This is a genomic window from Yinghuangia soli (assembly GCF_021502675.1).
Taxonomy (GTDB): domain Bacteria; phylum Actinomycetota; class Actinomycetes; order Streptomycetales; family Streptomycetaceae; genus Yinghuangia; species Yinghuangia soli.
Map to the genome: position 1 here is coordinate 207,098 of NZ_JAKFHA010000013.1, position 20,429 is coordinate 227,526.

General features: G+C 73.3%; 18 protein-coding genes. 10 read left to right on the plus strand and 8 right to left on the minus strand.

Features of this window, described 5'->3' with window-relative positions:
* The first annotated feature begins 182 nt into the window (after positions 1 to 182).
* On the plus strand, positions 183 to 962 hold the full coding sequence (locus tag LZ495_RS22390) for a GNAT family N-acetyltransferase (RefSeq protein ID WP_372498628.1): 780 nt from the start codon (positions 183 to 185) through the stop codon (positions 960 to 962).
* A 266-nt stretch (positions 963 to 1,228) separates the two neighbouring features.
* The gene (locus LZ495_RS22395; protein ID WP_235054585.1) at positions 1,229 to 2,104 is read left to right on the plus strand and encodes a lysophospholipid acyltransferase family protein; all 876 of its coding nucleotides are present in this window, start codon (positions 1,229 to 1,231) and stop codon (positions 2,102 to 2,104) included.
* A gap of 482 nt (positions 2,105 to 2,586) precedes the next feature.
* Here LZ495_RS22395 and nagA read toward each other — a convergent pair whose 3' ends face one another.
* Together nagA and LZ495_RS22405 are read right to left on the minus strand one after the other, a co-directional pair.
* Positions 2,587 to 3,741 carry an N-acetylglucosamine-6-phosphate deacetylase gene (nagA, locus tag LZ495_RS22400; protein ID WP_235054587.1) on the minus strand — a complete coding sequence of 385 codons (1,155 nt, stop codon included), beginning with the start codon at positions 3,739 to 3,741 and terminating at the stop codon, positions 2,587 to 2,589.
* A 216-nt stretch (positions 3,742 to 3,957) separates the two neighbouring features.
* Entirely contained in the window at positions 3,958 to 5,136 is a 1,179-nt protein-coding gene (locus LZ495_RS22405) for an 8-amino-7-oxononanoate synthase (protein ID WP_235054589.1), read from the minus strand.
* Positions 5,137 to 5,367: 231 nt separating this feature from the next.
* On the opposite strand from LZ495_RS22405, the gene LZ495_RS22410 reads away from it, so the two are divergent.
* Complete coding sequence (locus LZ495_RS22410; RefSeq protein ID WP_235054646.1) at positions 5,368 to 6,834, plus strand: sensor histidine kinase; 1,467 nt, start codon at positions 5,368 to 5,370, stop codon at positions 6,832 to 6,834.
* A gap of 135 nt (positions 6,835 to 6,969) precedes the next feature.
* Here LZ495_RS22410 and LZ495_RS22415 read toward each other — a convergent pair whose 3' ends face one another.
* Both LZ495_RS22415 and LZ495_RS22420 read right to left on the minus strand, forming a co-directional pair.
* Entirely contained in the window at positions 6,970 to 7,224 is a 255-nt protein-coding gene (locus LZ495_RS22415; RefSeq protein ID WP_231778498.1) for a WhiB family transcriptional regulator, read from the minus strand.
* Between the two features lie 321 nt (positions 7,225 to 7,545).
* Positions 7,546 to 8,475: a diacylglycerol/lipid kinase family protein gene (locus LZ495_RS22420; protein WP_235054590.1), complete on the minus strand. Its 930-nt coding sequence runs from the start codon at positions 8,473 to 8,475 to the stop codon at positions 7,546 to 7,548.
* A gap of 161 nt (positions 8,476 to 8,636) precedes the next feature.
* On the opposite strand from LZ495_RS22420, the gene LZ495_RS22425 reads away from it, so the two are divergent.
* Positions 8,637 to 9,185, plus strand: a complete 549-nt coding sequence (locus tag LZ495_RS22425) for a hypothetical protein (RefSeq protein WP_235054592.1) — start codon at positions 8,637 to 8,639, stop codon at positions 9,183 to 9,185.
* A 130-nt stretch (positions 9,186 to 9,315) separates the two neighbouring features.
* On the opposite strand, the gene LZ495_RS22430 is transcribed toward LZ495_RS22425, so the two are convergent.
* From LZ495_RS22430 to sodN, 3 genes are all read right to left on the minus strand, one after another.
* Entirely contained in the window at positions 9,316 to 10,275 is a 960-nt protein-coding gene (locus tag LZ495_RS22430) for an RNA polymerase sigma factor SigF (protein WP_235054594.1), read from the minus strand.
* Positions 10,276 to 10,343: 68 nt separating this feature from the next.
* Positions 10,344 to 10,775, minus strand: a complete 432-nt coding sequence (locus tag LZ495_RS22435; protein ID WP_235054595.1) for an ATP-binding protein — start codon at positions 10,773 to 10,775, stop codon at positions 10,344 to 10,346.
* A gap of 473 nt (positions 10,776 to 11,248) precedes the next feature.
* Positions 11,249 to 11,653 (minus strand): superoxide dismutase, Ni, encoded by a 405-nt coding sequence (gene sodN, locus LZ495_RS22440; protein WP_235054597.1) that lies wholly within the window; start codon positions 11,651 to 11,653, stop codon positions 11,249 to 11,251.
* Positions 11,654 to 11,812: 159 nt separating this feature from the next.
* Here sodN and sodX point away from each other — a divergent pair, with 159 nt between their 5' ends.
* Positions 11,813 to 12,175 carry a nickel-type superoxide dismutase maturation protease gene (gene sodX / locus LZ495_RS22445; RefSeq protein WP_235054598.1) on the plus strand — a complete coding sequence of 121 codons (363 nt, stop codon included), beginning with the start codon at positions 11,813 to 11,815 and terminating at the stop codon, positions 12,173 to 12,175.
* Positions 12,176 to 12,182: 7 nt separating this feature from the next.
* Here the strand turns inward: sodX and LZ495_RS22450 are convergent, their stop codons facing one another.
* Positions 12,183 to 12,737, minus strand: a complete 555-nt coding sequence (locus LZ495_RS22450) for a CGNR zinc finger domain-containing protein (RefSeq protein WP_235054599.1) — start codon at positions 12,735 to 12,737, stop codon at positions 12,183 to 12,185.
* A gap of 395 nt (positions 12,738 to 13,132) precedes the next feature.
* On the opposite strand from LZ495_RS22450, the gene LZ495_RS22455 reads away from it, so the two are divergent.
* From LZ495_RS22455 to LZ495_RS22475, 5 genes are all read left to right on the plus strand, one after another.
* Positions 13,133 to 14,326, plus strand: coding sequence for an NAD(P)-dependent malic enzyme (locus LZ495_RS22455; RefSeq protein WP_235054601.1), 1,194 nt, complete (start codon positions 13,133 to 13,135; stop codon positions 14,324 to 14,326).
* Between the two features lie 179 nt (positions 14,327 to 14,505).
* On the plus strand, positions 14,506 to 15,468 hold the full coding sequence (locus LZ495_RS22460) for a zinc-binding dehydrogenase (protein WP_235054603.1): 963 nt from the start codon (positions 14,506 to 14,508) through the stop codon (positions 15,466 to 15,468).
* 79 nt (positions 15,469 to 15,547) lie between these two features.
* Positions 15,548 to 17,089, plus strand: a complete 1,542-nt coding sequence (locus LZ495_RS22465; RefSeq protein WP_235054605.1) for an ABC transporter substrate-binding protein — start codon at positions 15,548 to 15,550, stop codon at positions 17,087 to 17,089.
* Positions 17,090 to 17,116: 27 nt separating this feature from the next.
* The gene (locus tag LZ495_RS22470) at positions 17,117 to 18,700 is read left to right on the plus strand and encodes a N,N-dimethylformamidase beta subunit family domain-containing protein (RefSeq protein WP_235054607.1); all 1,584 of its coding nucleotides are present in this window, start codon (positions 17,117 to 17,119) and stop codon (positions 18,698 to 18,700) included.
* A 123-nt stretch (positions 18,701 to 18,823) separates the two neighbouring features.
* On the plus strand, positions 18,824 to 20,206 hold the full coding sequence (locus LZ495_RS22475; RefSeq protein WP_235054608.1) for a PucR family transcriptional regulator: 1,383 nt from the start codon (positions 18,824 to 18,826) through the stop codon (positions 20,204 to 20,206).
* Positions 20,207 to 20,429 lie beyond the last annotated feature (223 nt).

The window sequence follows — 20,429 nt, forward strand, 5'->3', positions numbered from 1 at the left end:
CGCCCCGGCCGGACCGCCGGGTTCGGGAGACCCCCATGACCGCGCCCGCGTCACTGTCGCCCCAGCCCTCGTACGCCTTGCCCGGTACCGCCTACGAAGTCCCCGCCGATTCCGGCGCCGCGCAGGTCCTCGCCGCCCGCGCCTCGGCCTCCGCCGTGGTGTCCGCGGCCGCCGCGCGCATCGTGCCCGGCAGCTCGTTCACCCCGCATCCTCCGGCCACCGCCCAGAAGTTCCGCTACTCCGTCGGCTTGGCCCGCGACGCCGCCGAAGTGCGGGCCGCCCAACAGCTGCGCCACCTGGTCTTCGCCGAGGAGCTCGGCGCCCGCCTGCACGGCGGCGAACCCGGGCTCGACACCGACGAGTTCGACCCCTACTGCGACCACCTCGTGGTACGCGAGGACCGCACCGGCATGATCGTCGGCACCTACCGCCTGCTCCCGCCGGGCCGTGCGGCAGCCGCCGGCGGCCTCTACGCGGCCGGCGAGTTCGAGATCGGCAACCACCAGGCGCTGCACGGCGACCTGGTCGAGGTCGGCCGCTCGTGCGTGCACCCCGACCACCGCGAAGGCGCGGTCATCGGCCTCATGTGGGCCGGCATCGCGCGCTACCTGACCGACGCCGGGCACAACTGGCTTGCCGGCTGCTGCTCGATCCCGCTTTCGGACGGCGGCGTGCTGGCCGCCGACGTCCGCGACGCGGTGAACCGCAAGTACCTGGCCCCGCAGGAGTACCGGGTCGCGCCCCGGCGGCCGTGGGAGGTCCCGGCCGAGGTGCGCGACGCCGAGCGCGGCCGCTCGGCCCTGCCGCCGCTGCTGCGCGGCTACCTGCGCCTCGGCGCATGGGTGTGCGGCGAGCCCGCCTACGACCCCGACTTCGGGGTCGCCGACTTCTACGTCCTGCTGTCGCTGCGCCGCACCGACGCCCGCTACCTGCGCAGGTTCCTGAGCCTGGAAGCCGCGTGAGCCACCCCGGGCCGAGACCCGGGTGGGTGCCCGGATCGCCATGCACGCCGGAGCGTTGCGCCGACACCCCCGAGGCCAGGTACCAAGTCGCGCGGAGCCGACGGAGGGTGCGGGACAGCCTGTCCGCCGCGGCGCCGCACCCCCGGCAGGCCGAGGCAGGCGCAGACGCGGGCCGGCACCGCGGCCGGGACCTGGACCGGCCGGCCGGCCAGGGGCGGGAGGGCCGTCCGGGCCCTGCCGCGCGCTTCTCCCGCAGGGACCGGCACGTGGGCGCGGTCCGCCGCGTCGTCCGATGCGTGGCGTGTGCGGTGGTCGCCCTTCCCGGCATAGCGCTGTCGCCTCTCGTGGGCAAGCTGCCTGCAGGCGTGCGCGACCGGCTGGTCCGCAGGTGGGCGCGGGCGGTCGCGGCGAGTCTCGGGGTGCGGGTGCGGGTGGTGTACGACCCGGGTGCGCGGCCGTTGCCCGGTGTGCGGGCGGAGCGGGGCGAACTCATCGTCGCCAACCACATTTCGTGGCTGGACATCCCCGTTCTCGCGATGGTCCGCCCGGCCCGCATGGTCGCCAAGCGCGAGGTGGGGGAGTGGCCGGTGGCCGGCTGGCTCGTGGCGCGCGCCGGCACGCTGTTCGTGTCCCGGGACCGTCCGCGCGCGCTGCCCGGGGACGTGGCCGCGATCGCCGCGGCCCTGCGCTCCGGATCGGCGGTCGGCGCCTTCCCGGAGGGCAGCACCTGGTGCGGGGCCCGGCAAGGCCCTTTCCGGCGTGCGGTGTTCCAGGCAGCGCTCGATGCGGACGCCCTGGTGCGACCGGTCGCGATCGCCTACCGGCACGGGAAGGACGGCCCGCGCGCCCAAGCGGCCGCGTTCGTCGGCGACGACACCCTGGGCGCCTCGGTCTGGCGGCTGGCCGGCGCCCGGGGAGTCGTCGCGGAGGTACGCGTGAAGCCGCCGTTCAGCGCCCGTGCGCACCCGGACCGCCGCGCCGCGGCGACTGCCGCCGAACACGCATGCTGCGAGGGCAAGAGCCGGCCGGAAGCCCTCACGACCCCGAACCCGCCTACCGCCGCGACCGGGCCGCCCCGAATCCGCCCCGCACTCGAGCTGCCGCGAACCGCCGCCCGCCCCGCCGAATCCGTGCGCACCTGACTCCGTGCTCCGCAGTACTGCCGGTCGTGCAGGCCCGAGCAGGGCGGCACTGCCTCGCGCCCTATTGGCGAATCCGTCCGCAGCGGGCGGGGTGGCCTGCGCGCTCTGCCTGCCGCGGTCGTCCTCGTCGCCCCCGCCCAAAGGGAAAGGCGGCGCCGGTCCACCAATAGCCGGCGCCGCCTTGGGCCCCTCCTGAGTCGGTGGCAGCCGCTCCGGAAGGAAGTGGCGGGCGGCCCACAGTGCGGCTGCGGCCCCTCGCCACGTCTTGGCGTACCGCGGGACCGGGGGCGACCGGTCCCGCAGCATCGTGCTCGCCGCGCGGCCCGGAAAGGCGGTCCGCGTCGCGTCGTGCGTCGTGCGCGGCGGTCCCGGCTACCGACCGGTCCCGCCTCGTGGTGCTTCCGGCCCGGGGCCACAGCCGCCCCGCTCCGTCTTGCCGCGGCGGAGGTCCGGCAGTGCGCCTACCGGACTCCCGCCACGTCTCACGCGGTGTACGCGGCCGCTCCCGCGACCCAGGTACGCCGCACGTTCAACTCGTCGTCCCACCACACCAGGTCGGCCAGTGCCCCCGCGTCGATGCGCCCGAGGTCCTTGCGGCCCAGCGCGTCGGCCGGGACGGTCGAACCGCAGGTCACCACCTCGGCGAAGTCGTGCCCGAGCGCGGTCAGGTTGCGGACCGCCTGGTCCATGGTCAGCGCGGAGCCGGCGATGGTGCCGTCCGGGTTGCGCGGCACGTCGCCCTCGGTGAGCGTCACTTCGACGTCGCCGAGCCGGTAGTGCCCCGGCGGCATGCCGGCCGCGGCCATCGCGTCGGTGACCAGCGCGGTCCGGCTGCCCGCGATGCGCAGCACCAGCGAGCACACCGCGGGGACGACGTGGTGCAGGTCGGCGATCAGCCCGGGGGTCAGGCGCGGGTCGGTCAGCGCCGCGCCTACCACGCCCGGTTCGCGGTGGCCGAGCCCGCGCATGGCGTTGAACAGGTGGGTGACCAGCGTGGCGCCCGCGTCGGCGGCCTCGGAGACCTGGGCCGCGGTGGCATCGCTGTGCCCGATGGACACCTTGATGCCGGCCGCGACCAGGCGGCGTACCGCCGCGATGCCGCCGGGGAGTTCGGGGGCCAGGGTGACCAGTGCGAGGACGTCGCGGACCGCGTCGTCGCCGAGCAGCCGGTCGACCAGCTCGGGCTCGGGCTCGCGCAGGTGCTCGGCGGGGTGGGTGCCGACCTTGGCGGGGGACAGGAACGGGCCTTCGAGGTGGACGCCGAGCACCCGGGCGACGGGTTCGGCGGCCAGCGTCGCCCGGGTGGTGTGCGCCTGGGCCAGCGCGGCGACCAGGGTGTCCAGCGCACCGGTGATGAAGGTGGGCAGGAACGACGTGACGCCGGTGCCGGCCAGGCGCGCCGCGACGGTGTGCCACTCGGCGGGGGAGGCGGCCACGAAGTCGGCGCCGAACGCGCCGTTGACCTGCAGGTCGATCAGTCCGGGAGTGAGCACGCCGTCGGGGAGCGCGAGGTGGTCCGGGCCGGCCGGCGGCACGGTGTCCTCGATGCGCACGATGCGGCCGTTCTCGACCACGAGCGCGGCGGGCCCGACGATGCGGCCGCCGACGAGCACTCGGGGAGCCGAGATGGTGGCCACGCGCGGTCCTTCCCTCAAAGGTGCCTCTACCCCGGCGGGTGCGACGTCCGCCGGGGTAGAGCCTCCTGGATCAGAGCAACGCGGCCTATTGTGGTTCAGACCAATCGCAAATGTCTAGACCAATGCGCGGCGGGTTGCGCAGAGCGCACCGTACGGTGCCGTCCGGATACCCCGAAGCCGGGCGAATCACCCCTGATCCAGTAGCGGAAGGCCAGCTCAGAGGCCCTTTGTGGCCTCCGCGAGGACATCCAGGGCACGCGCCACATCCGCATCCGTGAGGTCGGCCCGGGCCGCCAACCGCAGCCGCGAGATGCCGTCGGGGACCGACGGAGGCCGGAAGCAGCCCACCCGGACGCCCGCCTCGGCACTGCGCCGGGCCGCCTCGAACGCCGCATCCGGGGCGCCGATCAGCACCGACGCCACCGCCCCCGCGGGCACCGTCGCGCGCAGCCCCAGTCCGCGGGCGCCGTCCGCGATCTGCCTGGCCCGGGCCCGCACCGCACCGGCCAGCGCCGGTTCCTCGCGCAGCATCCGCAGGCTCTCCAGCGCCGCCGCCGCGCACACCGGGGCCAGCCCGGTGTCGAAGATGAACGGCCGCGCGGTGTCGACCAGGTGGTCGACGACGCGCTGCGGGCCGACCACAGCGCCGCCCTGCGAGCCCATCGCCTTCGACAGCGTCACGGTCTGCACCACGTGATCCGCCCCCGCCAGCCCCGCCGCGTGCACCGCACCGCGCCCCGCCTCGCCGACCACGCCCAGCCCGTGCGCCTCGTCGACCAGCAGCACCGCGTTGTACCGGCGCACCACGGCCGCGATCTCGGCGAGCGGGGCCAGGTCGCCGTCCACCGAGAACACCGCGTCCACGACGACCAGCGCGCGCTCCTCGGTGCGCTGCGCGAGCACCTCGGCCAGCGCGGCCACGTCGCAGTGCGGCGTGATGGCCACCCGGGCCCGGGAGAGGCGGCACGCGTCGACGATCGAGGCGTGGTTGATCGCGTCCGACACCACCAGGTCGCCGCGGCCGGCCAGCGAGGTGATCGCGCCGATGTTGGCCAGGTAGCCGGACGAGAAGACCAGCGCCGCCTCCGACTCCAGGTGCGCGGCCAGCTCGGCCTCCAGCTCGGCATGCAGGTCCGTGGACCCGGTCACCAGCCGCGAACCGGTCGAGCCCGCACCCCACACCCGCACCGCGTCGGCGGCCGCGGCCAGCACGCGCGGATGCCGGGCCAGCCCGAGGTAGTCGTTGCCGGCCAGGTCCAGGACCCCCGGCTCGTCCGCCGGGCGCGGCCGCAGGCGGCGGCGCAGCCCCGCGGCCACCCGCTCCTTCTCGCGGATCTCCAGCCAGTCCAGCGGATGGCCGCCGGACGGCGCGGGCTGCGGACGGTTTTCGGACACGGCGTCGACCTCCGAACGGCGGCGCCGGACCGAGCGGGCCTGCCGGGTTGCGGAACCGGGCGCCGAAGACGCGCCCGGGGTGTCCGGACAGCTTCTCACCCCGCTGCACGCCCCCGGCCCGCACTGTGCGCAGCGTCCCACTCCCGGCCCCCGGGGGCCCGCGCCGGCGGTCGTTCGGCCACCCGGCGCGAAGCGCGGCCGGGGCGGAGTTACTCTCTCGCTGTGCGCTCCATGAACAACCTCGTCCGCAACTACGGGGACCTGCCGCCGGCCGACCTCGAGTGGCTGCACCTGCTGGTCTCCGAGTGGCAGCTGCTCGCGGACCTGTCGTTCGCCGACCTGGTGCTCTGGGTGCCGACCAGCGACGGCCGATATGTCGCGGTCGCCCAGATGCGTCCCAACACCGGCGCGACCTCGCACCAGGACGACCTGGTCGGCGACTTCGTCGAGCGCGGCGAGCGCCCGATGCTCGACGCCGCCTACGACGAGGGCCGCATCGTGCGCGAGGGCGACCCCGAGTGGCGCGACGACGTGCCGGTCCGGGTGGAGGCCATCCCGGTACGCCGCGACGGCCGCGTCATCGGCGTCATCGCGCGCAACACCAACCTGCTCACCGCGCGCACCCCGAGCCGCCTCGAACTCACCTACCTGCAGAGCGCGGCCGACCTCGCGCAGATGATCGCGTCCGGCTTCTTCCCGTACAAGGGCGAGCAGGTCGACATGGACGCCTCGCCGCGCGTCGGCGACGGCCTGATCCGCCTGGACGCCGAGGGCTTCGTGCAATACGCCAGCCCCAACGCGCTGTCCGCGTACCACCGGCTCGGCCTGACCAGCGACCTGGTCGGCTGCCACCTCGGCCGCACCACCGCCGAACTCGCGCCCAGCGAGGGCCCGGTGGACGAGTCGATCTCCGCGGTGGCGAGCGGCTGGGCGCCGCGCGAGACCGAAGTGGAGACCGCCGCCGCGGTGGTCCAGGTCCGGGCCATCCCGCTCAAGCCGCGCGGCGCCCGGATCGGCGCCATCGTGCTGCTCCGCGACGTGACCGAACTGCGCCGCCGGGAACGTGAGCTCATCACCAAGGACGCCACCATCCGGGAGATCCACCACCGGGTGAAGAACAACCTGCAGACCGTCGCGGCACTGCTCCGCCTGCAGGCCAGGCGAATGGATTCTCCGCAGGCCAGGGCGGCCCTGGAGGAAGCGGTCCGGCGCGTCGGCTCGATCGCGATCGTGCACGAGACGCTGTCCCAGACGCTGGACGAGCGGGTCGACTTCGACGAGATCGCGGACCAGGTGCTCAGCATGGTCACCGAGGTCGCGGCGTCCGCGTCCCGGGTGCGCACCGCGCGGCACGGCAGTTTCGGCGAGCTCATCGCGGAGACCGCGACGCCGCTCGCGATGGTGCTGACCGAACTCCTGCAGAACGCCCTGGAGCACGCGTTCGACACGCACTCCGGAAGCCTGGAGATCACCGCGGCCCGGGACCACGAGCGCCAGCGCCTGGTGATCACCGTGGCCGACGACGGAGCCGGCCTGCCGGCCGGCTTCGACCCTCAGGAGTCCGGCAACCTCGGCCTGCAGATCGTCCGCACGCTGGTGGGCAGCGAGTTGGGCGGCCGCTTCGACATGACCGCCCGCGACGGCGGCGGCACCGTGGTCACCCTGGACTTCCCGGTCCGCCGCAAGGCCCGCGGCTGACCGCCGCCCCGGCCGGCTCGACCGGGCCGTCCGGAAGACGACGCAGAAACGGCAACACCCCGGTGCGGTCGCGATGACCACCGGGGCGTTGCCGAGGTTCTGTGTTGGTGCCGTGGAGATCCGGATGCAGGGGGATCAGGCAGAGGCGCGTGCGCGGTTGCGCGCGGCACGGCGCTTGAGCGCGCGGCGCTCGTCTTCGCTCATCCCACCCCAGACGCCCGCGTCCTGACCGGACTCGAGGGCCCACTGCAGGCACGCCTCCATCTCGGGGCAGCGACGGCACACGGCCTTCGCCTCCTCGATCTGCAGCAGCGCCGGACCGGTGTTACCGATCGGGAAGAACAGCTCCGGGTCTTCGTCACGGCAGGCGGCACGGTGGCGCCAGTCCATGCGGTCCAACTCCTCGTAAGCGGGCGAAGCTTGTGGCCTCGCCTAGTGACGGCTTGTGAATGTGAACGCTTTCACGAATCCTCCAACAACGTAAGGGCCGACAAAGTCGGTCCCCAGGTTTGGTGGTGGAGTCGGGCGGAGAGGATTGGCCTTTGGGCCGTTCCTGCTGGCCGCCACGTAGAGCCTGACAAAACTGGGCCGTGGACACAACCCCTCTTGCGAAGGATTTTTTGAATCATCGGTGTCGGGTAGGTCACACCGCTACTTCGAAGGAGTGAACGGGCTTCTACGTTCGACTGAAAGGCGTAGCGGCCCTTCTACTCACACAATCACACGCAGTGCCCGGGGGACGCCCCGGAACGTCACACTGCGATGTTCCCCCAGGTGGTCGCCGTCCACCTGAAGCGACACGGCCTCCTCAGCCCCAAGAGTGAACGTCGCGCAGTCGTGCAGCGACACCACGTGACGTCCGTGCGGTGCATTCCCCGAAGAGCCCAGCATGCGGCTGAGATGCCGCAACGTGGGCAGAGTGGACATCCTGGTCAGCCCGAACAGGTCGAGACCTCGGTCGAACGACGCGTCGGGACACGCGTTCACGGGGCGATTGCCCAGGAAAGTCCAGGGATTCGTGTTCTGGACTATGCCCAGGCACAGTCCCTCCACCGGTTCCTGGCCCGGTACGTCCAGTGTGAGGGGACCGGACCGCCTCGTGCCACCGCTTCGGTAAAACCGGTGCAGAGCGGACCGCACATAGAGGCCGTGCGTCGACTTGCGGCCCTTGGCCCGGTGCTCCTCGACGCGGCCGACCACGTCGGCGTCGAAGCCGAGGCCCGCGCAGAACAGGAACCACCGGTCGCCGGCCATGCCCAGGCCGATCTCGCGGTCCCGCCGGGTGCGCAGCGCGTCCAGCAGCACACCGGTCGCCTCGACCGGGTCGTTCGGCATGCCCAGCGCGCGGGCGAAGACGTTGGTGCTGCCGCCGGGGACGACGGCGACGGCCGGCAGGTCCGGCGACGGGCCCTCGGCGAGCACGCCGTTGGCGACTTCGTTGACCGTTCCGTCGCCGCCCAGGGCGATGACCAGGTCGATGTTGTCGGAGACCGCGTCCCGGGCCAGTTCGGCGGCGTGCCCGCGGTGCGTGGTGGTCGCGACGTCGAGCTTGAGGTCGCTGGCGAGTGCGTGCGCCAGGACGTCGCGGGTCCGCTCGCTGGTGGTCGTCGCCTTGGGGTTCACGACGAGAAGGGCACGCATGTACGACAGAGTAACCGCGCGTGCCGGCCGGCGGGCGGCCGAGGCCGCCTCGGCAATCTCCTCGGCAAACCCCGGGTGACCTGCGCGGACGCCGCTGCCTGCCGGGGCACGGGGGCGGGCCGTCCCGCGCCGCCGCGCGGCCCGTCTACCCTCGTGGGGTGATGACTGACGCCGCTCCCGCACCCACCGCCTTCGGGGCCTTGCGGTCCCTGCCGCCGAGTTTCCGGATCGCGACCGGGATCGTCGCCGCGGAGACCGTGATCGGTCTCGGCTTCTCCCTCTACATCCTGCTGGCGAGCCTCTTCGGGGACCCGGTCGACGAGGGCAAGGGCATCAGCGAGGGCATCTACCTGCTGCTGCTCGGCCTCGGCATGCTCGCCACCACGGTCGGCTTGGTCCGCGGCCGGCGCTGGAGCCGGTCGCCCGCGATCACCATCAACCTCGTGGTGCTCGGTATCGGCTACTGGATGGGCAGCGGCAGCGGCCGCTGGGTCTTCGGCATCGCGATCATCGCGGTCGGCCTCGCCGCGATCGTCATCCTGGGACGCCCGAGCCTCTACCAGGCGCTCGAGAACCTGCACGAGGAGCGCACCGCCGAACGCCGCGCCGCGGAGCAGCCCGCCGAGGAGAAGCCCGCCGCGAAGCCGGCCGCGGCCCGGCCCGGCGGCCAGGCGCGCACCGGCGACAAGCGCAAGAAGCGCAAGAAGTAGCGCCCCGCAGCGGCTCACCCGGACAGCATCCGGACGCCGAGCGAGCGGCGCCCGCAAGGTCATCCGAGGCATGCGCCGAGGGCCCGGAGGAACGTATTCCTCCGGGCCCTCGGCGCATGCCTTCTGCGGTCTACTCCTCGACCAGCAGGCGCTCGCGCAGCTGCGCCAGCGTGCGGGCCAGCAGCCGGGAGACGTGCATCTGCGAGATGCCGACCTCCTGCGCGATCTGGGACTGCGTCATGTTGCCGAAGAACCGGAGCAGCAGGATGCGCTTCTCGCGCGGCGGCAGCTGCTCGAGCAGCGGCTTGAGCGACTCGCGGTACTCGACGCCTTCCAGCGCCTCGTCCTCCGAGCCGAGCGTGTCGGCGACCGCGGGCGACTCGTCGTCGGTGTCCGGCACGTCCAGCGACAGCGTGCTGTACGCGTTCGCGGACTCCAGGCCCTCCAGCACCTCTTCTTCGGAGATGCCCAACTGCACGGCCAGTTCGCCGACCGTGGGGGAGCGGCCGTTGCGCTGCGACAGCTCGGCGGTCGCGGCGGTCAGGGCGAGCCGCAGCTCCTGCAGCCGGCGCGGCACGCGCACCGCCCAGCCCTTGTCGCGGAAGTGCCGCTTGATCTCGCCGACGATGGTCGGGGTGGCGTACGTGGAGAACTCCACGCCGCGGTCCGGGTCGAACCGGTCCACCGACTTGATCAGCCCGATGGTGGCGACCTGCACCAGGTCGTCGAGCGGCTCGCCGCGGTTGCGGAACCGCCGCGCCAGATGCTCGACCAGCGGCAGGTGCATCTCGACCAGCCGGTCGCGGATGGCCCGGCGGTCCGGGTCCTCCGGGGCGAGCTTCGCCAGCTGGGCGAACATGCCCTTGGCCAGCTCGCGGTCGTGCTGCGAATGGCTCGAGGACCGGCGCCTGCCGGGCACGGGAGTCTCGGGGATGCCCGGGGCCGCCCGGCCGGCGGTCTCGGTGTCCTCGTCGGCCGCGACGGTGTCGACAGTGCTGTCCACGTCGTCGGCTTCCGAAGACCCGGGGGCGTCGGAGCTGTCGTGCGGCGGGGCGGTCTCGTCCGCCGTCACGCTCGTGTCACTGACCATGTCCTCGGCCTCCCGGGCCCCGTCCGCCGGGGGATCTTCGCCCTGGCGGTCACTCGCGTGCTCGGTGCTCACGGCGCCCCCGGCCCGCCACCGCGCTTCTTGTGGAGGCTGATGCTCACGACGGAGTTCTCGTCCACGGTCGCGTCGACCTCGCCCGCCAGGGCGGACAGCACGGTCCACGCGAACGTGTCGCGCGCCGGCGTGTGCCCGTCGGTCGTCGGGGCGGACACCGTGATCTGCAGGGCGTCGCCGACGAGGTGGAACACGCAGGACAGGACGCTCCCCGGGACGGCCTGGCCCAGGAGCATCGCGCACGCCTCGTCGACGGCGATGCGGAGATCCTCGATCTCGTCCAGGGTGAAATCCAGCCGGGCCGCGAGGCCGGCCGTCGCGGTACGAAGAACCGAGAGGTACGCCCCCGCGGCGGGCAACCGGACCTCGACGAAGTCCTGCTGGCCGGCGCCGGCTTCGTCCGCCGTGTGTGCGGATCGCTGGGACACCCTCACCTCCAAGGTGCTGCGTAGGTGGCCACGACTGTGACCACGACCGATGACGGGGACCTTGTCGACGCTATCGCGCGGACCCCCGACCCGTCTCCGCCACCACTCTTCCAGGGAGCTCGATCGTGATCTCCTCTGGCATCCCGTCCCGGCCCGCAGGCCCGTCGCCGCATCGCCTACGCGTACGACAGTACGTCACCGCATGTGATTTGGCGAGTACGCAGTGTACCTGCTTATTCGCCGTCTGCACGGTGAGCGACCCGAACGGGCGAAAGTCCCCCACACGAGAGAAACCAGGCAAGGGGTGGTGATGTCAAGGGTGTTGACCCGATAGGGGGACATTGAGGTGCAGGCGCAGCGTGCCGGAAACGCAGACGCACCCGGCCGCACGGCCTCCGTTGCCGGAGGCGTGCGGACCGGGTGCGCTCGGTCGGCAGGCCGGGGACTCGCCCCGGGACGGCCGGCCCGGTGGATCAGGCAGCCTTCTTGGTCTCCCAGAAGATGGCGTCGATCTGGGCGATCAGGTCCAGCAGCGCCTGGCCGGTGGCCGGGTCGTTCGAGCCCTTGGTGCCACCCGCGCCGGCCGCCTTGATGGCGTCGTTGAACAGGGTGTGCAGGTTCGGGTAGGCCTCGAAGTGCGGGGCCTTGAAGTAGTCGCTCCACAGCACCGACAGGTGGTGCTTGACCAGCTCGGAGCGCTGCTCCTTGATCTCGATCGCACGCGCGCGGAACGCGGTGTCCTCGTTCGCCTGGTACTTCTCCTGGATGGCCTTGACCGACTCGGCCTCGATGCGGGCCTGCGCCGGGTCGTAGACACCGCAGGGGAGGTCGCAGTGCGCCTCGGCGGTCACCGTGCTCGCGAACAGTCGAGAGAACATGGGGGTCCTTTCTGTGATCGTCTTCCCACGGGGGACCCTACTCCCGGCGGACCGCGATTTCCCGGTGACCCCGGCCTACCGGCCGGTGTGTTCACACCGGGTTCACGCGGGCCGGGCGCGGCAGTTGGGCGGAAACGGTCATACCGGATGAGAGGTGTCATGGCGGGCGGCAAGGCGGTGTCCCGATGGCGGCTGCCCTGGGGGATGGCCGACGTGAGCGGGGGCTCGATGCTGCCCAATCTCGCGGACGGGGAAAGGGTGTTGGTCCGCTACCGCGCCCGGGTCCGGCCGGGTGACGTCGTCCTTGCGGTGCGCCCGGACCGCCCGGACGTCCTCATGTTCAAGAGGGCCGTGCGCCGCGATCCGGAGGGCTGGTGGGTGCTCGGCGACCAGCCGTACCGCAGCACCGACAGCAGGGAGTTCGGCCCGGTGCCCGACGGACTGGTCCTGGCCCGCGCGCTCCTGGTCCGGCGCCGAAAGCGCTGGTCGAGGATCGGGACGGATAACCCGTTCGAGGGATGACGGGGCGTCAGTCGGTGGTGGCGCGCGCCTTGCGGCGGGCGCGATATTGCGCCACGTTCGCCCGCGTCGAGCAGCGGTCCGAGCAGTAGCGCCGCGACCGGTTCGCCGAGGCGTCGACGAAAACGTTTCGGCACGGCGCCGCATCGCACACGCCCAGCCGGTCGGCGCCGAGCGAGGTCAGCTGCACCGCGAGCCCCATCCCGGCCACCGCCGCATACGACTCGGCCGCGCCCGCCTGGTCGCCGGCGAGGTGGATGTGCCAGGGCCGCCCGTCGTGCCCGGTGATCCGCGGGTGCACGGGGTACTCGGCGAGCAGCCCGTTGAGCGTCGCGACCGCATCGGCCGGCCGGCCTTCGGCCGCATCCGTGAAGACCGCGCGCAGCCGGGTCCGCACCGCGCGCAGCCGCGGCACGTCGGATTCCGCGACCCGGGACGGCGGCCTGCCCACCGCGTCGAGCAGCCGGGCGATGTCGCCGGTGGTCCGCAGGTCGTCGGTGCCCCGTCCGGGCGCCTCGGTATTGACCAACCGGACCGCGTAGTCGGCGTACGCGGCGAGCTCCACGGTGGCGGTCCTCCCGGGGGCTCGTGCCCGGGCCCAGGGGCCACCGGACATTTGGGGTCGCCGGGTGTGGCGGCGGTTACACCAAGCGTACTGGCCGTGGCAGTACCTTTGGCGGCCAAGGGCGGTGTGCGTACACCAACGATTCCTCCCGCCTTTTGGGCAGCGTCATCGCCCCGACGTACCACCGCTCGGGGGCTGTGAAAAGCTAGATGTCACGGGTGACCCCCGTACCCTCGTCGGATCGATTGCGCGGACAGCAGCGCCGGCGCCGGCGAGGCAGGCAGCATCCAGCCGTGCTCGATGTAGGACCACCCCCGGGCATCTACCCCTGGTCGTGGCGTACATCGCCAAAGGAGCTGCACCACTCACTCATGACGGTTGACAAAGGGGTCACTGTGGCAGCGGAGATCATCCCCACCGAAAGCACCACACCGGGCGAGACCGACCCGGCGTTCGTCCTGCACCAGGGCGGCAAGCTGGAGATCCGCTCGACGGTCCCGGTCCGCAACAAGGACGACCTTTCGCTGGCCTATACGCCGGGTGTGGCACGTGTCTGCACCGCGATCGCCGAGAACCCGGACCTGGTGAACGACTACACCTGGGTCGCCAACACCGTCGCGGTCGTCACCGACGGCACCGCGGTGCTGGGCCTGGGCGACATCGGCCCGAAGGCCTCCCTCCCGGTCATGGAGGGCAAGGCGCTGCTCTTCAAGCAGTTCGGCGGCGTGGACGCGGTGCCGATCGCGCTGGACTGCACCGACGTCGACGAGATCGTCGAGACCGTCGTGCGCCTGGCCCCGTCGTTCGGCGGCATCAACCTGGAGGACATCTCCGCGCCGCGCTGCTTCGAGGTGGAGCGCCGGCTGCAGGAGCGCCTGGACATCCCGGTCTTCCACGACGACCAGCACGGCACCGCGATCGTCGCGCTCGCCGCGCTGCGCAACGCCGCGATCGTCACCGGGCGCGAGCTGAAGGACCTGCGCGCGGTCATCTCGGGTGCGGGCGCGGCCGGCATCGCGATCGCCAAGATCCTCATCGAGGCCGGCATCGGCGACATCCAGGTCGTCGACTCGCGCGGCATCGTGCACGAGGGCCGCGACGACCTGACCGCGATCAAGCGGCTGATCGCCGAACTGACCAACAAGGCCAAGCTCAAGGGCGGCATCGAGGTCGCGATGGAAGGCGCGGACGTCTTCCTGGGCGTCTCCGCGGGCAAGGTCCCCGAGGACGTCGTGGCGACCATGGCGCCGAACGCGATCATCTTCGCGATGGCCAACCCGGACCCGGAGATCATGCCGGAGGTCGCGCACAAGTACGCCGCGGTCGTGGCGACCGGGCGCAGCGACTACCCGAACCAGATCAACAACGTGCTGGCGTTCCCGGGCGTCTTCGCGGGCGCCCTGTCGGTGCGCGCGACCCGGATCACCGAGGGCATGAAGGTGGCCGCCGCCGAGGCGCTGGCCGCGGTCGTGGCCGACGAGCTGTCCGCGGACAAGGTCATCCCGAGCCCGTTCGACGAGCGGGTGGCCCCGGCGGTGACCCTCGCGGTCGCCGAGGCGGCCCGCCGCGACGGCGTCGCGCGCCGCTGACGATCGGCTGAACCGGCAGTACTTCACCACCGCAGCACCGCAGGACCAGCACAGAACGTCCCCGACCCCGGCGGGGGGGCCCGACAGCGGGTGGGGGCCGCCCCCCGGGGGGGGTGGGCCCCCGGGGCGCCCCGGCGCCGCCGGTCGGCGGCCCCGGCCCTCTCGATAAGGTCGCAGCCATGTTCGCCGTGAGCGCCGTGCGCATCAGCCCCGAGGACCCGCTGTCCGGACTCGAGCTCGGGGAGCGCGCCGAACCCGGCGCGGACGCCCCGCTGCCGCCCGGCTGGACCACCGTCCGGGTCAAGGCCGCCTCCCTCAACCACCACGACCTGTGGACCCTCAAGGGCGTCGGGATCACCGACAAGCAGCTGCCGATGGTGCTCGGCTGCGACGCCGCGGGCATCGACGAGGACGGCAACGAGGTCGTCGTGCACTCGGTGATCGGCGGCCTCGGCACCGACGAGCCGCGCTCGATCCTGACCGAGAAGTACGACGGCACCTTCGCCGAGAAGGTCGCGGTGCCGCGCTGGAACCTCCTGCCCAAGCCGAAGGAGCTGTCCTTCGAGGAGGCCTGCTGCCTGCCCACCGCGTGGCTGACCGCGTACCGCATGCTCTTCACCAATTCGGGTGTACGGCCCGGCGGGACGATCCTCGTGCAGGGGGCCGGCGGCGGTGTCGCGACCGCGCTCGTGGTGCTCGGCAAGGCGGCCGGCTACCGCATGTGGGTGACCAGCCGGGACGCCGCCAAGGGCGAGCGCGCCGTGGCGCTGGGCGCGGACCGGGCGTTCGCGTCCGGCGAGCGGCTGCCCGAGCGCGTCGACTCGGTCATGGAGACCGTGGGCGCGGCCACCTGGAGCCACTCGGTGCGCAGCCTCAAGGCCGGTGGCAGCGTGGTCATTTCGGGTGCCACCAGCGGCTCGAACCCGCCCGCCGGTGAGCTGACCCGGATCTTCTTCCAGGAGATGCGCGTGGTCGGCTCCACGATGGGCGACAAGGACGAACTGGCCGGGCTGCTCGCGCTGTGCGCCAACTCCGGGGTGCGGCCGGTGATCGACACCGTGCTGCCGCTGGACCGGGCCCGCGAGGGCTTCGCCCGGATGGCCGAGGGCGACCAGTTCGGCAAGATCGTCTTCACCGTCTGAGCCGCTCGCGCATGCACGTTCCCGCCCTGCCGCAGCCCTAGGCTTGGCACCGACCAAGCCCGGCAGGGAGGGAACGCACATGCAACTGGGCCGACGCCGCTTCCTGGCCCTCGGCACCGGATCGGCATTGGCGGCCGCGGCCGGCGGCCTGCTGTCCGGCTGCGGCGACGGCGGCCCCAAGCTGCGCAGCGGCGGCACGCTCGCCGTCGCGCTGCCCGCGTTCCCGGCGGTGCTCAACCCGGTGCACGGCACCGCCGAGGAGACCCGCTGGATCTCCGATCCGGTGGTCGAGGCGCTGTACCGGTACCGCGACGACACCACGCTGGAGCCGGTGCTCGCCGCCGCCGACCCGGTGGTCTCAGCGGACGGCCTGGTGTGGACCCTGCGGCTGCGCGACGGCATCACCAACTCCGACGGCAGCGCCTTCGACGCCGAGCAGGTCGCGGCCTGCCTGCGCCGCGTCGCCGACCCGGCGACGGCCGCGGCCTGGGGCCCGTACCTGGCCGGCCGGATCCGCACCGCCACCGCCGTCGACGCGGGCACCGTGCGCCTCGAACTGCCGCGCCCGTTCGGCGTGCTGCGCCAGTTCCTGGCCTGCCTGCCGATCCCCGCGCGCAGCTCGCTGGACGACCCGCAGGCGCTCGTCGGCACCGGCCCGTACCGGCTCGACGCGGCCGTGCCGGGGGAGTCCGTCCGGTTGCGCCGCAACGAGGCCTACCGGGGCCCGGAGACGCCGCTCGACGTCCTGGAGTTCCGGACCGTCGCGGAACCGGCGGCCCGGACGGCCGAGTTGAAGGCCGGCCGGATCGGCGTCGACCCGCGCATCGCGCCCGCCCAGGTGCGCCCGGTGCAGAGCGGCGGCCTGCAGGCGCACGCGGTGTCCTCGCCGCTGGACCTGGTGACCGCTCTCAACCTGCGCCGCGCGCCCTTCGACGACATCGCGGTACGCCGAGCGCTGGCCGCCGGGACGGCCCGCAAGGCGGTTGCCGACGAGCTCTACAAGGGCTTCGCGGTGCCCGGCCGCGGACCCGTCGGACCGGCCACCGAGGGCTGGGACGACGACTTCACGCCCTATGCGGCCGCCGTCGACCCGGACCGGGTCCGGGTGCTCCTGGGCGAGTCCGGGCGTACCGGCCAGCTCCGGTTCGCCGTGCTCGTGGCGACGGGCGACGGCCTGGCACCGGTGGCCGAAAAGCTGGCCGCGCAATGGACCACGGTCGGCTTCCAGGCCGGCGTCGAGGAGGTCGCCCCGGACGTGTGGCGGCAGCGCCGCGCCGCGGGCGACTTCGACCTGGCGCTGTCGGTGCGGCGCCCTGCTTACGCGGTCGGCCGGACCGCGTTCGACGTGCTCGGGCCCGCGGCGTCCGACCACCCGGACAACACCGGCTACCGCAACCCCGAGTTCGACCGGCTGCTGGCCGAGGCCTGGGCAGCCTGGGATGCCTCGCAGCGCGCCAAACTGTGCGCGCTGGCCAACGAGATCCTGGTGCGCGACGCGGTCATGATGCCGCCGGTCTACCCGCGCTTCCTGACCGCGCAGAGCCGCCGCGTGGAGTCGCTCGACGAAAAGCAGATGGCACTGGGCCGGTTGGACCTCGCATCCCTGCACCGGCGTTCGTGACCGCCGCGGGCGGGTACTGCGACGACCATGGCGCATGATCAGGACGACCCGCCCCGCGCTGCCGCGCCGCCCCGCGGCCATGCGCCGGCCCGCCGCGCACTCCTCGGCGCGGCCGCGGCCGCGGCGGGGGCCGGCTTCGCACTGCTCGGCCGCTGCACCCCGCATGCGGCCCGGGACATCGCGGGTGCCGCGCGGCCGGGCCCGCCCGGTCTGGTGCTGCCCGCCCAGCCGGACCTGGTGGCCGTCGAGAACACCCGGGCCGGGGACGCGGGTTGGCGGCCCGGCGGGAAGACCGCCGGGGACGCCGCCGGGCAGATCAAGGGGTATGCCGCCGAGGCCGGGGTGCAGGCCGGCGGCCGGCTGCGCCTGAAGGTCTCGGTGGACCGCGACCAGCCGTTCACCGTCGAGGTCTTCCGCCTCGGGCACTACGGCGGCACGGGCGGCCGCCTCATGCTGCGCGCCGACGGCGTGCCCGGCCGCCGCCAGGAGCCCGCGCGGCTCGACCCGGAGACCGGGACCGTGGTGTGCGACTGGGCCGACACCTGGGAGACCGAGGTGCCCGCGGACTGGCCCGGGGGCATGTACACCGCGGTCCTCACGAATGCGGACGGCTTCCGCAACCACGTGCCGTTCGCGGTCACCGAGCCGGCCCGGGCCGCCGACTTCCTGGTCGTGCTGCCGACCACCACGTACCAGGCGTACAACGAGTACCCGGTCGACGGCAGTACCGGCCGCAGCCTCTACTACGGCCAGGATCCGTCGACCCGCAAGGCGAGCGCCCGGCTGAAGGCCCGCGTGGTCTCTTTTGACCGGCCGTACGCGGGCACCGGCCTGCCGCAGTCCTTCGAACTCGATCACGCCTTCGTGCGCTGGGCCGAGGAACGCGGCTACGACATGGTCTACGCGACGTCGCTCGACCTGCACGCGGGCCGCATCGACCCGTTCCGCTACCGCGCGATGGTCTTCCCCGGCCACGACGAGTACTGGTCCGCGGAGATGCGCGAGGTCCTGGAGACCGCGCTCGCGGGCGGCGTCGGCGCCGCGTTCCTGACCGCGAACAACGTGTACTGGCATGTGCGCGTGCTGCCCTCCGCGTCGGGCACGCCGCACCGCCTTGTGCGCTGCCACAAGGACGCCAAGGCCGCAGCCGACCGGGACGCGCCCGGGCCGACCGTGCGCTGGCGCGACCTGCGCCGGCCCGAGCAGGAACTGCTCGGCATCCAGTACGTCAGCGTCATCAAGGGCGAGCACCCCCTGGTGGTCCGGGGGACCGATCACTGGTTCTGGTCGGGCACCGGCCTCCGCGACGGCGATGCGCTGCCCGGGCTGCTGTGGGGCGAGGCGGACCGGCGCTTCCCGGGATCGGCCGCGCCGCGCGCCACGGAGTCGGTGCTGCTCGCCGAATCGCCGTACCCGGACGGCAAGGGGCGCCCCGAGACGCAGCAGAGCATGCTGCACCGGACCGCTGCGGGCGGGTGGGTGTTCACCGCCGGGACTTTCCGCTGGCCGCAGGCGCTGGGCGACCCGCGGTTCGCGGAGCCCCGGATCGCCCGGGCCACCGCGAATCTGTTCGCGCGCTTTCTGGATACTCGACCGTCCGGTCACCTCTGAGGGGCTTTGTCGGCCGAATCGTTACATCAGCAGACCCTCCGCACGGCACGGTTGCGGTGGCAGGCTGATCCCCGCTGCATCCCGCACGGCGTCCCGTCCACGACCGGTGGAGGCACGATGCACGTGGCACCACCCCCCGGCACCACCTCGAACGGCATGGCCGCCACCGGCAAGGCCGACCTCGGAAGAACCGACCTCGGAAGAGCCGAACCCGGGAAAACCGACCCGGGAAAGACCGATCCGGGCAAAGCCGACACCGCAAAGACCGAACCGCCGCACCTCCCCGCATTCGGGGCCGACCCGCACGCCGCCGACACCGGACCGCACGTACGGCTGCTGCGCAAGGCCGCGCGCGTGCTGCTCGAACGCCTGCCGCAGTTGTCCGACCGGCTGGTGGCCTCGCTGTACGAGCACGAGGCCTCCTACCGCGACGGCCCCGTGCCGCCGGACGACCTGTGGCAGGGCTGCCACGAGTCGCTGCGCAGCGCGCTGCTGGCGCTGCTCGCCCCGGCCGAGGCCGGCGACGCCAACCCGCAGACCTGGCGGCTCGGCCGGCGCCGCGCCGAACAGGGCCTGCCGCTGGAGGCGCTGCTGCACGCGTACCGGATCGGCGGCGTCATCGTGTGGCAGTCGCTGGTCGAGATCACCGTGGAGCGCGAGCCGCAGGACGTCCACGAACTGGTCCACGCCGCAACCACGGTGTGGAACGCGGTCGACCACCATTCGACGATCGTCGCGGACGCCTACCGGAGCCTGGCGAACGATCTTTCCAGCCACCACCACGAGCGCACCCGGGCCCTGCTCGACTCGCTGCTCGACGGCCGCGCCGAGCCCGCCGACATCAGCGCCGCGGCCACGGTGCTCGACCTGCCCGAGGACGGCCGGTACGCGGTCGGCATGCTGCGGCACGCCCGCCCCGGGACCGGCCAGCACGACGGCCCGCGCCCGTCCGGCACCGAGTCCGCACACCTGCTGTGGCGGTCCCGGGCGGACGCCGAGTTCGCGGTGGCCCTGCTGCACAACGGCGCCGCGGAGGGCGAGGTGCTCGACGGCCTCGCCAAGGCGCTGCGCCCGTCGGCCGGCTCCCGGGTCGGCATCGGCCTGGTCGTGGACGGCCTGGCCGAATTGGGCCGGGCCCGGCGGTTCGCCGAGGTCGCCCTGCGCACCTGCGCGGCGGACGGCGAAGTGGCCCGGCTGGACCAGCGGCTGCCGGCCGCGATGGTCGCCTGCCAGGCCGACCTGTCCGGTGCGCTGGCCACCCGCACCTTCGGTGCCGTGCTGGCCCTGGACCCCGGCGACCGGGACGTCCTGCTGGGCACCCTCGCGGCGTGGTTCGACGCGGGCGGCTCGGCGGCCCGCGCCGGAGCCCGCTTGTTCTGCCACCGCAACACCGTGCTCAACCGGCTGCGCCGGCTCGAACAGCTGACCGGCCGGGATCTCGGACTGCCCCGCGACCTTGTCGAACTGGGGCTCGCGCTGGACGCCTACCGGCTGTCCGGCGGCTGACCGATTGCACAGCCGCCCGGTTGTCCGCACCGTCGGCCGGGCGGCGCGCCGGGTCCCGGCACTCGTGCCGCGGACCCAAAAACCGCGGCCGGACACCGCAGTTCGGGGCCGTCCGGTTGTGGCTGCTCACAAGCATGGCAGCGGCACGGAACCGGTCGCTGTGCGGCTGCACAAGCGTGCGGAGTCGCAGTTGGTCCGGTGCCCCGTCCTGCGCCATGCGTCT